The sequence below is a fragment of the Zhaonella formicivorans genome (assembly GCF_004353525.1).
Lineage (GTDB): Bacteria > Bacillota > DUOV01 > DUOV01 > Zhaonellaceae > Zhaonella > Zhaonella formicivorans.
In genome coordinates, this window is sequence record NZ_CP085524.1 from 3,204,271 (window position 1) to 3,216,775 (window position 12,505).

The window sequence follows — 12,505 nt, forward strand, 5'->3', positions numbered from 1 at the left end:
GGTGAAGGGGAATGATTTATCGGTATTCTTCCAGACGAAAAAAGTTGGATGAAGCATTCTTAAATGAAAAGTTAAAAGGAGCGCTGAGCTACGACAGGATTGCGGGTTATTTCAGTTCTTCCATCTTGGAGATAGCGGGTGAAGCCCTTGAAGAAATCAAGGGATGTGTCAGGGTTGTCTGCAACGCAGAAATGCAAAAGGAAGATGCTGTTACGGCCAGCGCTGCGGTCAATGCCATGCGGCGGGAGTGGTGCAGCAAAAAGCCCGAGGAAATATACAGCAGTGCCCCTAGAAGATTGAAAAAGCTTTATGACCTGATTAATAGCGGAAAACTCCAGATCAAAGTGGTTCCCAACGATGTCTTCGGCCTTATCCACGGAAAGGCAGGAGTCATTACCCTAAAAGATGGGAGAAAAACATCTTTTATCGGCAGCGTAAACGAAACTTATACAGGCTGGAAGTTAAATTACGAAATCCTCTGGGAAGACGATTCCGAGGAGGGGGTAAAATGGGTCCAGGAGGAATTCGATTATTTCTGGAACAGCCCCTATGCTGTCCCACTGGCGGACTTTATCGTTGAAGATATCAAAAGGATCTCTGAACGGAAGGTCATCTATTCAGTAGATGAGTGGAAGGCAGACCCAGAGCCTGCTTCTGCTGTTGTTGAGGCTCCCGTCTACCGTCAGGAGTTGGGACTGTGGGAACACCAAAAATATTTCGTAAATCTGGCCTTTAACGACCACAAAAAGTACGGGGCAAGGTATGTGCTGGCTGATATGGTCGGGCTGGGCAAGACGGTCCAGCTTGCCTTATCGGCCCAGCTCATGGCCTTTTACGGTGACAAACCCATCCTGGCTATCGTCCCCAAGACCCTTTTATGGCAGTGGCAGGATGAGGTTAACACTCTCTTGGATATGCCCTCGGCAGTCTGGGACGGCAGGGAATGGGTGGACGAAAACGGCGTCAAGTACCCTGCCAGCGACGACGGAGCTATCAAAAGGTGCCCCAGGCGGGTGGGCATTATTTCCCAGGGGTTGATCACTGCCAATTCGGAACAGATACAGCACCTTTTGAATATGGAATACGAATGCGTCATCGTCGATGAAGCCCACAGGGCAAGAAGAAAGAATTTAGGCCCTGGCAAAGAGGATGAAAAACCAAACCCCAATAATTTGCTGAAATTCCTCCTTGAAATCTCCAAACGCACCAAAAGCATGTTGTTGGCTACTGCTACCCCTGTGCAGCTGTATCCCATTGAAGCCTGGGATCTTTTAAACGTCCTGGCCCAGGGCAGCGACAGTGTGCTGGGCAGTCCGTTCAGTATGTGGAGAAGATATCCTGTCAGAGCCATTAACCTGATCATGGGCAAAGAAAGCCTCGACCGCTTTGATAAGGAAAACTGGGAATGGATCAGGAATCCTTTCCCGCCTGCTGCCGAGGGTGAGATGACCTTTGGACGCATCAGGCGGCAGCTCGGCATGGCTGATGATGAATTTGTCATCAAGCCCGAAGCGAGAGAACAGTTAAGCCGACCTGACCAAAGAAGGATCGGGAGAATAATTGATGATAATTTTATTACGGAACATAACCCTTTTATCAGACATATAGTGCGCAGGACACGGGATTTCCTGGAAAACACCATCAATCCCGAAACAGGCGAGCCGTATCTGAAAAAAGTCGAGGTAGAATTGCTGGGGGAGAGCGATGAGGAAGCCATTGTCTTGCCGCCGTATTTGAAAGAAGCCTACGGGTATGCGGAAGAATTTTGCGAACTCTTGCAGAAGAGGGTAAAGGGCGGCGGATTTTTAAAGACTTTGCTCTTAAAAAGGGTCGGCAGCACCATCGTTGCAGGCAAAAACACTGCAGAAAAAATGCTTGCTAACTGGGGCCAGGTTATTGATGAGGAAGACTATGAAGAAGAGGATATTGCAGAAGAAAAGGCCCTGCAGAGCGAAATCAAAAACATAACGGATGAAGAAAGAACCTGCCTGGTGAAATTTATTGAAACCCTTAATGCCAATAAGGAAAAAGACCCAAAATACAAGCTGCTGCTCAAACTTCTGCTCGAAGATAATTGGATCGGACGGGGCTGCATTATCTTTTCACAATATTATGATTCTGCCTACTGGGTGGCCGAGAATTTATCCAACGACCTGCCTAATGAAAAAATCGGTATTTATGCAGGCGGAGATAAATCAGGAATATTTATCGGCGACATTTATGAAAAACGGAGCAAGGAAGAAATCAAGCAGATGGTAAGAAGGCGGGAACTGCGGGTTTTGGTAGGTACAGACGCTGCCAGCGAAGGGTTAAATCTACAGACTTTGGGTTCACTGATAAACCTTGACCTGCCCTGGAACCCTACACGGCTAGAACAGAGAAAAGGCAGGATTCAGCGTATCGGGCAGGTTTATGACAAAGTTTTTATTTACAACATGAGGTATAAAGGGTCGGTGGAGGACAGGGTGCATTCTCTCCTTTCCGAGCGGTTTGCCAATATCTACGGCATGTTCGGGCAGATTCCTGACGTTTTAGAAGATGTCTGGATTAATGTTGCACTAAATGATATTGAGGAAGCAAAGCGAAGGATTGATGTCATTCCCAAACAGCACCCTTTTGAATTAAGATACCATGTTCATGTGGGCAAAGTTGACTGGGAAAGCTGTGCTAAGGTGCTGGACGGCAGGGAAAAGCGGAAGCATCTGATGGCAGGGTGGAAATAATTATTATTGGTAATTAGGGGGCGATATTCTAAATGTTTAAAATCCATTTTTTAAATGTAGGTCACGGCGATTGTGCTTTAATACAATTTCCTGAAAGGACGATACTAGTAGATATAAATAATGGACAAGCATTGGACGAAGAAACTAAACAGGAGCTTATGGAACAATATGGTATTAGCAAATATGAACTTTTATTTAAATCTTTTAGTCAAGTGCTTTTCGAAAAAGGATATAATATTCCGCTATGTAATCCTATTGAATATCTGAAAAATCAGGGCATTAATTCAATTTTTCGATTTGTGCTGACTCATCCTCATATGGATCACATGTCTGGTTTGTATGATCTTGTTAAAAAGGGACAGATTTCAATAACAAATTTTTGGCACAGTGGCGTTGATGTAGAAAAACCAGATTTTGAAGAAACAGAATATAAAGAAGAAGACTGGGATACTTACATTGAATTAAAAAACTCAAGTAATAATCCAAAAAATATTGTTAATAATGCTGGTGACACTGGTCAATATTGGACAGATGATGGAATAGAGTTACTTTGTCCCACTCCAGATTTAAAAAAATTAGCTAAGGAGAAAAATAATTGGAATCTGTTAAGTTATGTCCTATTGATAACACATAAAGGCTATAAATTTATTTTAGCGGGCGATGCAGAAAAAGAATGCTGGGATTATATTGTTGAGAATTATTCTGATAAAATATCTAATATTAACATATTAAAGGCCGCACACCATGGTAGGGAATCTGGTTTTCATGAAGATGCTGTGAAGTTAATTAACCCTGAATACACAATTGTTTCTGTAGGGAAAAAGCCCGATACAGATGCTCATAACAAATATAAAAAGTACACAAGAAAGAAAGTTCTATCCACGAGGTATAGGGGAAATATTGTAGTAAGCGTTGATGATAATGGAAATGGCAGTATTGATTGGCAGTATCATAAGGACGATTGAAGGTGATAAATATGAGTGGGAAAATACCTTTGAGAATAGAACAAGCATTAGATTTAGTGTTGGCTTTACCCGCCCATAGGTCAGGCAATCAAAACCACGCCAAGTTTGGGCACATGTTGATTGAAGAATATTTTATAAAATTGAGAAGTGATTATAAAGAAGATGAAAATGCATATATTTATTTAACTCATCTTTTCACAGCAGTCGCTTCTGCTGTTAGGGCTTTTTCTGTTCAACGGGACATCTTTCAGACAAAATGGAATACGTTATGTGCGGTTAAAAATAGCATTATAAATAGAGCTAATAAAATGGAGAAGTACTCCCCTTTTAATGGAGTGAACGGTAAATTAATATCCCTTTTTATCTCGTTAAGTTCCAGTGGTATAATAACAAAGCCAAGAATTAATAATGTTCAAGATATACTTATTTTCGTTTATTTAGTTCCGATATTTTTTGTTATAGCTATGTTTATTTTTGATTTTGTTTTAGATTTATATCGGGATAAACTAATAAGAAAAGCTGAAAAAACCCTAAACCAAAATGTGGTAGAAATATGGCAAGAAGAAAATCATGCTCAATATAAATTAATATTGAAGAATTTTTTGTTAATTGCAATTGAAATACATAAAAGACATTATCCTAATGAAGAAATTTTTGAGGAAGATATTGATAAATTAAGCAAAGAAGAATTAGAACAATATTTAGATAAAATAATTGAAAAACATCTCGCTTTTTAGTAAGGAGAAAGGTTTTATAGTGTTACTGACGCATCATAATGACCTGTAACTGCCAGTATATGGTGTCCAGAGTATGACGGACATACTGGCCAGTGACCGAGAAGGTGAGACTGCTTTGTCGCCACCTTCCCGGATGATGTTAGATTTCCACCTTGTACGAATTCCCAATCCGCAAATTGAAGCGGGCTCCCGGCATAATCACATACCACTGATAATCGTACTCTATGCGGCAAGGAATACTGTTTGAACCGATTAATAAATCAAAAACATCTCGGTTCATTGTAAAATTAAATGCAACAGGTAAAATACAGTAAAAAAATAAACAACCATAGTGAGAAATCATGTATGATTTAGGTGTCTACTCCAAACATACAGGAGGTCTCTACTATGGCTGTTCAATCCAAGTCTACCACAACTGTACGTTCTTTTAAACACCTAAGTGTTTTTGAACGAGGTCAGATTGCCGCTCTCTTAAAAGAAGGTAAAACTCAACGTTATATTGCTAACAAGCTAGGTCGCTCACCAAGTACAATTAGTCGCGAAATTAAAAGAGGAACCACAATTCAAAGGCGTTCGGATTTATCAACTTATGAAGATTATTTCCCCGAAACTGGACAGGCGGTGTATGAAAAAAATCGCATGAATTGTGGAGCAAAATGCAAGCTGGCTCAAGTTGAAGATTTTCTAAAATTTGCAGAAGATAAGATACTGCACGAAAAATGGTCGCCAGATGCAGTTGCCGGTTTATGCAAACGAGATCCTAAATGGCAAGATGCTACCATTGTCTGCACCAAAACTTTGTATAGTTACATAGACCAAGGGCTCTTAAGCCCCCTAACTGGATTGGACATCGTTTCTTAAGCAATGATAAACTTAGTGTAGGGGGAATTTTTATGACCAGGAAAAAATACAGCGATGAATTTAAACAACAAATAGTCAAAGAAGCAATTGAGACGGGCAATATGTCCTTAGTAGCCCGGCAGCATGAAATTGCTAAATCAATGGTTGCCAAATGGGTAAAACAATATAAAAACCCTCCTGTGCAAAAAAATAATAAGGGGAAAACTGTTAATAATAGTTACTATAACGAACTTGAAACCGAGAACGATAAACTTAAAAAGCTCCTCTACCTTAGAAATGGCGAAAAAGTCTTGAAAATTACGGTTTAGAATTATTCGTTTAACCTGTAAGAATAAAGTCTTATGGTTTAAGAAAGGGTCAAGGTCGCAACGCGGCGAAGCGAAACCTTGACGCGCTTCTTAAACCATAAGGAAATAGTCAACAGGTTAAACAAAGATGCAATCGTGTGAAATCATGAGAAATTAAGAAACTTTGTCCAAAATTCGGGGGTCAATCCGAATGTGCTTGGGTGGTAACAATCAAAGTACCACATTAAATTAATGTTCTACGAAGATATTGCAAAGGGCTGAAATATTAGGTGTTGTTGATGCTATAATAAAAATTAGAAAAAACAAAGAAGCATAGGGTGATAATATGTGTCCTTATGATAATGAGATTGAAAAAATAAAGAATCAGATTATAAATAAATACACTCCAAAGGATATTATCCTTTTTGGCTCATGTGCGAAGGGCTTGGTTAAGCGTGGCAGCGACATAGATATTTGCGTAATCCTTGAGACACAAAATAAAAGGCAAACATTAAGAGAGATGCTTGTTGATATAGAATATGATGTGGATTTGGACATAGTCATATATACACCATCAGAGTGGTCGAGATATAAAGATGACAAGGCAAGCTTTGCAAACATCATTAAAAGAACAGGGGTGAGTTTGATTGGTTGATTCGATAAAGCATAAAGAATGGTTTGAGATGGCAAAAAAGGATATGAGAAGTGCTGAAATTTTACATGAGCATGATGCCGATAATGGGATAGTATGTTTTCATTGCCAACAAGCTATAGAGAAATATCTAAAAGGCTTTCTTATAAATGCTACAGGAGAACTGCAAGAAGGGCATAATTTGGTTAAGCTCTGTAAGAAGGCTATGTCTTATGATAAGGCTTTGGGTGAATTCATAAAGGATATGGCTTTTGTAAACACATATTATATTGAGACCAGATACCCTGCAGAGGATCCTCTTTTGGTAAGCAAAGAAGATGCAGAAGAATGTATTAAAATAGCGTAAGCGTCAAATAGCCCCCACCTAGCCCACCATCCTTCTTTATGAGATACTCTTAGCAAAATAGAGTCGATAAAGGAGGATTTTTTCATGACTAAAGAAGAACTACGAGACTTTTGGGCAGCCAGGGTAAAGGAATTTAAAGAGAGCGGCCAGAGTGCACCTGCATGGTGTGTGGCCAACAACGTAAAGCTCCATCAATTAAGGTACTGGCTTAGAAAAGAGAAACAGACATCCACTGTGACTACATTATCTTGGCTGCCACTCAATCTTAGCGACACATGCCTTCAAACTTCTTTGTTGGTAAGGGTAGGCCAGGTCGCAGTAGAAGTCAAGTCAGGGTTTGATCCAAAATTATTAGCAGACGTGGTGAAAGTGCTGAGTGCACAATGATAGGTGAATCAAACTTGGAACGGGTTTACCTGGCCTGCGGAAGCACGGACCTTCGTAAGTCCATTGATGGCTTAGCAGTTTTGGTCAAAGAAGGATTTGAACTAGATCCTTTTTCTCCCGCCCTTTTTGTATTCTGTAACCGGAAACGTGATAAACTTAAAATCCTCCAGTGGGAGCATAATGGTTTTTGGCTTCATTACCGGCGGCTGGAGAAAGGAAAATTCCAGTGGCCGGAGAAAAACAGTACAGCCACTGTCACAACGATTACTCGCCGGGAGTTACGCTGGTTACTAGACGGCCTACCCCTTCAGCAACGTCAGGCTCACCCTAAGGTTACTGCACGGACAGTGCTGTAACCTTTTTATTTGGCTTTAAGTCTCGATTTTAAAGGTTTTTAAAGGGCCTATGTCGAATTAAAACTTTATGAATAATACCGCCAAAACCATCGAAGAACTTCAAAATAGATGCGCTTTACTGGAGCAGCAAAACGCAGAACTTACCGCCAAGCTAAACTGGTTTATGGAACAGTTCCACCTAAGCCAACATCGACAATTTGGCACTTCCAGCGAGAAGACTAACCCAGATCAACTGCAGCTTTTTAACGAGGCGGAAGCGGAGGCTCAACCATCCTCAAAAGAACCCACAATTGAGGAAATTACCTATCGTCGTCGCAAGAAACAAGGGCACCGTGAGGCGCAGTTGGAAAACCTGCCGGTAGAGACCATCGAATACCGCCTGCCTCCCGAAGAACAGGTGTGTCCCTGTTGTGGCGGAGCGTTACATGAAATGAGTACAGAGGTAAGGCAGGAGCTTAAGATCATCCCTGCCCAGGCTTATGTAGTCAAACATGTGCGTTACGTTTACGCTTGCCGGCACTGTGACCGGGAGAATATTCAAACGCCCATCGTAACCGCACCCATGCCTGCACCTGTGTTGCCGGGAAGTTTAGTTTCCCCCTCAGCCATGGCTTACATCATGACACAAAAATATGTGGAAGGCCTGCCGCTTTATCGTCAGGAGCAGCAGTTGTCCCGTCTGGGTATAGAACTGTCCAGGCAAACTTTGGCCAACTGGATGGTCCAGGGTGCAGAACGATGGCTATATCCCCTATACGAGAGGATGCACCAGCATCTGCTAAAACGAGATATCTTGCATTCTGACGAAACTACCTTGCAAGTGTTGCGTGAACCAGGCCGCCCGGCAGAAAGCACGTCTTACCTATGGCTCTACCGTACCGGACGGGAAGGCCCGGCAATAGTCCTCTATGATTACCAGACGACCCGGGCGAGCAAGCATCCCTGCCGGTTTTTATCAGGTTTTAAGGGATATTTGCACGTCGACGGTTATGCAGGCTATAACGGGCTGCCGGATATCACTTTAGTTGGATGTTGGGCCCATTATCCCAGATGTATGATTATCCGAGAAAGTATGCTTAAAGCTGAAGAGATAGGTAAAGCTTTAAAACCTTCTCAGATAATCATAATGAAACAATCATCGTAGAAAATCAGGCAACTCATTGTCACGGACAGTGTTATGATCTGCGTTAGCCGGTATTGAGAACCACCGCTCATTCCACTCCTTCAGATGCTTATCCACAGTATTCTGAGATATCTCAGCATAAATCTGAGTCGACTGTAATGACGAGTGCCCCAGAAAATTCTTAATCACAGCAAGCGGGACACCTGCTTCTAACATATGGCTTGCTGTCGAGTGCCTCATTGAATGGGGCGTATAACTGTTATCAATAAATAAGCCGGGATTCTTCTGCTTTGCTATCCAGACATATTTTTTGAAAATTTCTTCGATGCAGGATACGGTCATCTTTTCGTGTGTCTGGCTGGAGAATATATGCCTTTCCGGAAGCGATGCTATCTTCCTATGATCAATGTAGCCCTTCAAAAGAGACACGCATGCATAAGAAATCCCAATTCTTCTCTTTTTATGTCCCTTTCCAGTGATGTTAAGAGAAGCGCCTTTTTCTGAGAATTGAATGTCCTTCACAGTAAGGTCACATATTTCCTGAGCCCTTGCGCCACTAGCATACATGAGACTCAGAAGTACTTTATCCCTAAGACCGATCTCATAGTGATCGTCCGGAAGCCTCAGCAGGATTGTGACCTCTTCTCTTGTGAAGATCGCCCGATTCTTATGTGTGGCCTTCTTCATCGGAATCTTTGTGACACTGCTTCTGAATGTCGACGCAGCTGCGAAATCCCTGTTTTGTGCATAAGAGGAGAATGACGCGAGTGCTGACAGGCGCTGGTTCTTGGTGGTTGCACTACATCCTCGGGACTTTTCAAGCCACAACAAGAAGTCGATCATTGTCTGGTAATCGAGAGTCTCAAAAGATATCTGGTCAGCTGAGATACCTTTCTCCTGATACATATATTTCAGAAGCAGTCTGAAAGCTGCTTTGTACGATTTTATCGTATTCGGGCTGGCACCTACAGCACCCGGAAGGTATTCTGTTAAAAAACTGTTCAGCAGTTTAAGAAATGAGGAGGCTTTATGTTTCATACGCCACCTCCGGAAATACATCTGCTGAATAATCAGAGAACAGCTCCATTGCCTCGGGGAACAGTTCACTGCTGAACTTCATGTATTTTTCGGTTTCCTGCAGGCTGTCATGCCCGAGATATATGGAGAGATAAGGTACTGAATCATCAATCCTTCTCCCGGCTTTTTCTGCAGCGATAAAGGACTTGAAGACGAAAGCATGACGCATGCAATGCAGGCAGGGACCGCGTTCATGCTTTTTCCGTCCAGGAAAAGATATCTCCGCAAGACGGAGTATCTTCTCAAACCAGTGCTGGGCATCCCTCGGCGTCATTGACTCATCTTTTCCATAAACGGGAAACAGCCAGGCATCTGGAACCCCAACGATGCCCATTGCCAGACAGTAACGTTCCAGAATCTCAGTCAACAAAGGATTCATCGGCACCAGACGCTGCTTGTTACCTTTTGTATGCCTCATAATCAAGAACCCACCAATCAGGTCGACATCCCTCATCTTTAAGGCAAGCGTCTCTCCTATCCGGAGCCCGCAGCCATACATGAGCCTGATGACCATGGGAAACTCGAACTGAATCAGCGGATTCTTCTTTGTGTTTGAGGCATCAAGATTGTCTGCCTGTTGATATATCCGTTCCAGTTCCTCATCCGAGAAGATATGTGGGACATAATCATCAGCGACCTTGGGTATCGGAGGAATGTAAGCGGTAATCCCGATACTGTTAAGGTACTTAAGAAAAATACGTATGACTATAACCTTATTTGCTATGGAACTGCTTTTTCCGTTCAGGGTATGAATCCAGTTATTAATCAAGGCTTCTGATACGGACTTTTCATTTGTATATCTAGCTGCAAACGCATCAAAATCTGCAAGATAATGACAGTCATGGGCATATGCGCTCTTACTGAGTGATACCTGTCGCAAGGACAAGAAATCTTCAAGTTCTTTCCGGAAGGGGCTATTGAATGTTGTCATAACCGCCGCCTCCCTTCCAGAAACTCTTTGAAACAACCGGAAGGTGCAGGAGGCTCAATAGCATACTCGCGAAGCCTCTCGATATCAACCCTTGCATAGTGCTTGACGGCATCAGGGTCTGTATGTCCAAGGATTTTCCGTACTACATCGTATGACACCAAATGATTTATCATTGAACTGGCCAGAGAAGAACGGAACACATGGGGACCATGCTTCTTATCAGTGATATCTATGCCAGCTTTACCGAAATATTTATTAGTCTCGAAGCGGACTACAGAAGCAGTTATCTTCTCGAACGGGGCATTTGCCCTCAGGAATACATAAGGCTGACCCGATTCCGGCCTTCCGTTCTTAAGATAATCAGCTAATGCAGTTTTTACAGCTGGGATCATGGGAAGGACAAGAGGCTCACCCGTCTTTTCCTGTGTAATACTGATAGTGTCGTTACCGAAGTCAAGCGACGAAAAAGTGAGGTTTACTATATCGCCGGATCTCATACCAAGCCGAGTTGCGAGAAGCAGCATCGCATAATCGCGTTTCCCGATTTTGGAGTTAGTATCTATCGTTTCCTCAAAACGGTTGATTTCATCCTCTGTATAGGTACTCGGAAGGCGGAACGCTCTCTTAAAATGAGGGATGATAGTTGAGAAATCATGATTTATCAGACCGGCACAATTTAGATACCGCAGAAACATCCTAATGACAGCCCATCCGTCTTTGTTGTTCTGCATGAGGCATGCCCTGCCGATGATGGCAGCGTCCGCATCCCTTAGGTCATGGCATCCAAGGGATTCGAGATGGCAATAGAATTCCCGAAGGAAATATCTCTTTCCAATGATTGTTGATTCCCTGTTTCCATCATCCCTGCATTTCTGCAGATATGCATCCATCAATGTGGTGTATCTTTCGGGCAACGGGGTGAGTTCCTGTTTTCGCTGGATTTGATACTCACCAACACAGTAATCATCTAATCGATGAATGACTGTATTAATGTATTGCCGGTTTCCTTTGCTGAGTACATGCGTTGAAAAATAATTATCAATAAATCTCTGGCCGACAGACGGGTCATAAGTAACGATGTCATTCTCAATCATATATCGCTCAAGCTGATTCAACTTCCGGCGATAATTATTGATAGTATCATTTCTGTAGGCCTTGTCCTGAAGTAGTTTTAGTAGACCCTTCTTCAATGAATCAAACGACTGGCATCCGTATTGTCTTGTACTCATAACTGCCTCCTTTCACAACAGAAATATTGAGGTACATTTCTATTGTAATAGGGGCAGGATTATTTGAGAAGAACGGTGAAAATTCAGCAGTTATACAGCCGCGCAGAATCTCCTCGGATAATCATACATCTCGGATGTAAACTTTTAATTTATCTACTCCAAAACCGGAGTAGATTTTTCATTTTCTATTTACCTTTAAGGCTAAGCATCCCTAATTTTATTTGATATAATTTTGTCAAAGTGAATTAGGGTGAGCATCTTGCAAATACTTTACGACTTTAAAATCAGTATGACCAAATACATTAAACTAGGCATAGAGAATCATTTCCCGGCATTTGAAGTATGCCCTAGCTGCAAAGCTAAAGTAAAACTAAAAAGGCATGGCTTTTACTGGAGATATATACACCTCATAAAGAAGGCAGTAAAAGTACCGGTTTGCAGGTATTTCTGCCCCTCCTGCTGTAAAACTATTTCCCTGTTGCCGATCTTCCTATTACCCTACTATCAGCTACCTCTAAGAGTGATTATGAAATTAATCCAATGCGCTGCATCAGGTAAACAGGTTCTTCTAAACCTGAAACGCCAGCATCTACAGTTCATTAAAAAAAGATTTATGAATAACTTAAACTGGATAGAGGCCTTTTTTAGGGATAAGGGTTACGGCGCATATATTATGCAGGATAAAAAAAGAAAAAGCCATGAAGCTCATGGATTTGATTAACACTGCAGCCACAGTGGAAACCTTCAGCCAAAGGTTTCATAATCACTTCCTAAGAGCGTTCATGGCCCAACCAAATGCAAATTAATTTTACTACAAAAAGCGTTAAAAAT

13 protein-coding genes and 2 pseudogenes are annotated in these 12,505 nt (G+C 42.1%); 11 read left to right on the forward strand and 4 right to left on the reverse strand.

Annotation, left to right across the window (positions count from 1 at the left end; genetic code table 11):
• The first annotated feature begins 11 nt into the window (after window positions 1-11).
• The 3 genes from EYS13_RS15610 to EYS13_RS15620 are packed head-to-tail and all read left to right on the forward strand — an operon-like array spanning window position 12 to window position 4,425.
• Complete coding sequence (locus EYS13_RS15610; RefSeq protein WP_227764540.1) at window positions 12-2,723, forward strand: phospholipase D-like domain-containing anti-phage protein; 2,712 nt, start codon at window positions 12-14, stop codon at window positions 2,721-2,723.
• Window positions 2,724-2,755: 32 nt separating this feature from the next.
• The gene (locus EYS13_RS15615) at window positions 2,756-3,688 is read left to right on the forward strand and encodes a ComEC/Rec2 family competence protein (RefSeq protein ID WP_227764542.1); all 933 of its coding nucleotides are present in this window, start codon (window positions 2,756-2,758) and stop codon (window positions 3,686-3,688) included.
• 11 nt (window positions 3,689-3,699) lie between these two features.
• Window positions 3,700-4,425, forward strand: a complete 726-nt coding sequence (locus EYS13_RS15620; protein ID WP_227764544.1) for a hypothetical protein — start codon at window positions 3,700-3,702, stop codon at window positions 4,423-4,425.
• A 139-nt stretch (window positions 4,426-4,564) separates the two neighbouring features.
• Here the strand turns inward: EYS13_RS15620 and EYS13_RS16660 are convergent, their stop codons facing one another.
• A complete protein-coding gene (locus EYS13_RS16660; RefSeq protein WP_423055286.1) occupies window positions 4,565-4,768 on the reverse strand; it encodes a DUF5348 domain-containing protein in 204 nt (67 codons plus the stop codon).
• A 44-nt stretch (window positions 4,769-4,812) separates the two neighbouring features.
• Between EYS13_RS16660 and EYS13_RS15630 the strand changes: the two are divergent.
• From EYS13_RS15630 to tnpC, 7 genes and pseudogenes are all read left to right on the forward strand, one after another.
• Window positions 4,813-5,253: pseudogene (locus EYS13_RS15630) on the forward strand (transposase); the annotation flags it as partial.
• Between the two features lie 65 nt (window positions 5,254-5,318).
• Window positions 5,319-5,594, forward strand: coding sequence for a transposase (locus EYS13_RS15635; RefSeq protein WP_227764547.1), 276 nt, complete (start codon window positions 5,319-5,321; stop codon window positions 5,592-5,594).
• Between the two features lie 325 nt (window positions 5,595-5,919).
• Entirely contained in the window at window positions 5,920-6,228 is a 309-nt protein-coding gene (locus tag EYS13_RS15640) for a nucleotidyltransferase domain-containing protein (RefSeq protein WP_227764549.1), read from the forward strand.
• Window positions 6,221-6,571 (forward strand): HEPN domain-containing protein, encoded by a 351-nt coding sequence (locus tag EYS13_RS15645; RefSeq protein WP_227764552.1) that lies wholly within the window; start codon window positions 6,221-6,223, stop codon window positions 6,569-6,571. The genes EYS13_RS15640 and EYS13_RS15645 overlap by 8 nt, the downstream gene beginning before the upstream one ends.
• 84 nt (window positions 6,572-6,655) lie before the next feature.
• Window positions 6,656-6,958: an IS66 family insertion sequence element accessory protein TnpA gene (gene tnpA / locus EYS13_RS15650; RefSeq protein WP_227764554.1), complete on the forward strand. Its 303-nt coding sequence runs from the start codon at window positions 6,656-6,658 to the stop codon at window positions 6,956-6,958.
• A complete protein-coding gene (gene tnpB, locus EYS13_RS15655; protein ID WP_227764556.1) occupies window positions 6,955-7,314 on the forward strand; it encodes an IS66 family insertion sequence element accessory protein TnpB in 360 nt (119 codons plus the stop codon). Before tnpA ends, tnpB begins: the two co-directional genes overlap by 4 nt.
• A gap of 67 nt (window positions 7,315-7,381) precedes the next feature.
• Window positions 7,382-8,431 (forward strand): annotated as a pseudogene (gene tnpC / locus EYS13_RS15660) (IS66 family transposase); the annotation flags it as partial.
• 18 nt (window positions 8,432-8,449) lie between these two features.
• Here tnpC and EYS13_RS15665 read toward each other — a convergent pair.
• The 3 genes from EYS13_RS15665 to EYS13_RS15675 are packed head-to-tail and all read right to left on the reverse strand — an operon-like array spanning window position 8,450 to window position 11,674.
• A complete protein-coding gene (locus tag EYS13_RS15665) occupies window positions 8,450-9,475 on the reverse strand; it encodes a tyrosine-type recombinase/integrase (protein WP_227764558.1) in 1,026 nt (341 codons plus the stop codon).
• On the reverse strand, window positions 9,465-10,445 hold the full coding sequence (locus EYS13_RS15670; protein ID WP_227764561.1) for a tyrosine-type recombinase/integrase: 981 nt from the start codon (window positions 10,443-10,445) through the stop codon (window positions 9,465-9,467). Before EYS13_RS15670 ends, EYS13_RS15665 begins: the two co-directional genes overlap by 11 nt.
• Window positions 10,442-11,674 (reverse strand): site-specific integrase, encoded by a 1,233-nt coding sequence (locus EYS13_RS15675; RefSeq protein WP_227764564.1) that lies wholly within the window; start codon window positions 11,672-11,674, stop codon window positions 10,442-10,444. Before EYS13_RS15675 ends, EYS13_RS15670 begins: the two co-directional genes overlap by 4 nt.
• A gap of 259 nt (window positions 11,675-11,933) precedes the next feature.
• Here EYS13_RS15675 and EYS13_RS15680 point away from each other — a divergent pair, with 259 nt between their 5' ends.
• On the forward strand, window positions 11,934-12,395 hold the full coding sequence (locus EYS13_RS15680; protein WP_227764565.1) for a DUF6431 domain-containing protein: 462 nt from the start codon (window positions 11,934-11,936) through the stop codon (window positions 12,393-12,395).
• The last annotated feature ends 110 nt before the right edge of the window (window positions 12,396-12,505 follow it).

What these genes read in the sequence shown, in the direction of transcription:
- EYS13_RS15610 (WP_227764540.1), top strand. Translation starts at nt 12, where the DNA reads ATGATTTATCGGTATTCTTCCAGACGAAAAAAGTTGGATGAAGCATTC.
- EYS13_RS15615 (WP_227764542.1), top strand. Translation starts at nt 2,756, where the DNA reads ATGTTTAAAATCCATTTTTTAAATGTAGGTCACGGCGATTGTGCTTTA.
- tnpA (WP_227764554.1), top strand. Translation starts at nt 6,656, where the DNA reads ATGACTAAAGAAGAACTACGAGACTTTTGGGCAGCCAGGGTAAAGGAA.
- EYS13_RS16660 (WP_423055286.1), bottom strand. Translation starts at nt 4,768, where the DNA reads ATGATTTCTCACTATGGTTGTTTATTTTTTTACTGTATTTTACCTGTT.
- EYS13_RS15620 (WP_227764544.1), top strand. Translation starts at nt 3,700, where the DNA reads ATGAGTGGGAAAATACCTTTGAGAATAGAACAAGCATTAGATTTAGTG.
- EYS13_RS15665 (WP_227764558.1), bottom strand. Translation starts at nt 9,475, where the DNA reads ATGAAACATAAAGCCTCCTCATTTCTTAAACTGCTGAACAGTTTTTTA.
- EYS13_RS15635 (WP_227764547.1), top strand. Translation starts at nt 5,319, where the DNA reads ATGACCAGGAAAAAATACAGCGATGAATTTAAACAACAAATAGTCAAA.
- EYS13_RS15670 (WP_227764561.1), bottom strand. Translation starts at nt 10,445, where the DNA reads ATGACAACATTCAATAGCCCCTTCCGGAAAGAACTTGAAGATTTCTTG.
- EYS13_RS15640 (WP_227764549.1), top strand. Translation starts at nt 5,920, where the DNA reads ATGTGTCCTTATGATAATGAGATTGAAAAAATAAAGAATCAGATTATA.
- tnpB (WP_227764556.1), top strand. Translation starts at nt 6,955, where the DNA reads ATGATAGGTGAATCAAACTTGGAACGGGTTTACCTGGCCTGCGGAAGC.
- EYS13_RS15675 (WP_227764564.1), bottom strand. Translation starts at nt 11,674, where the DNA reads ATGAGTACAAGACAATACGGATGCCAGTCGTTTGATTCATTGAAGAAG.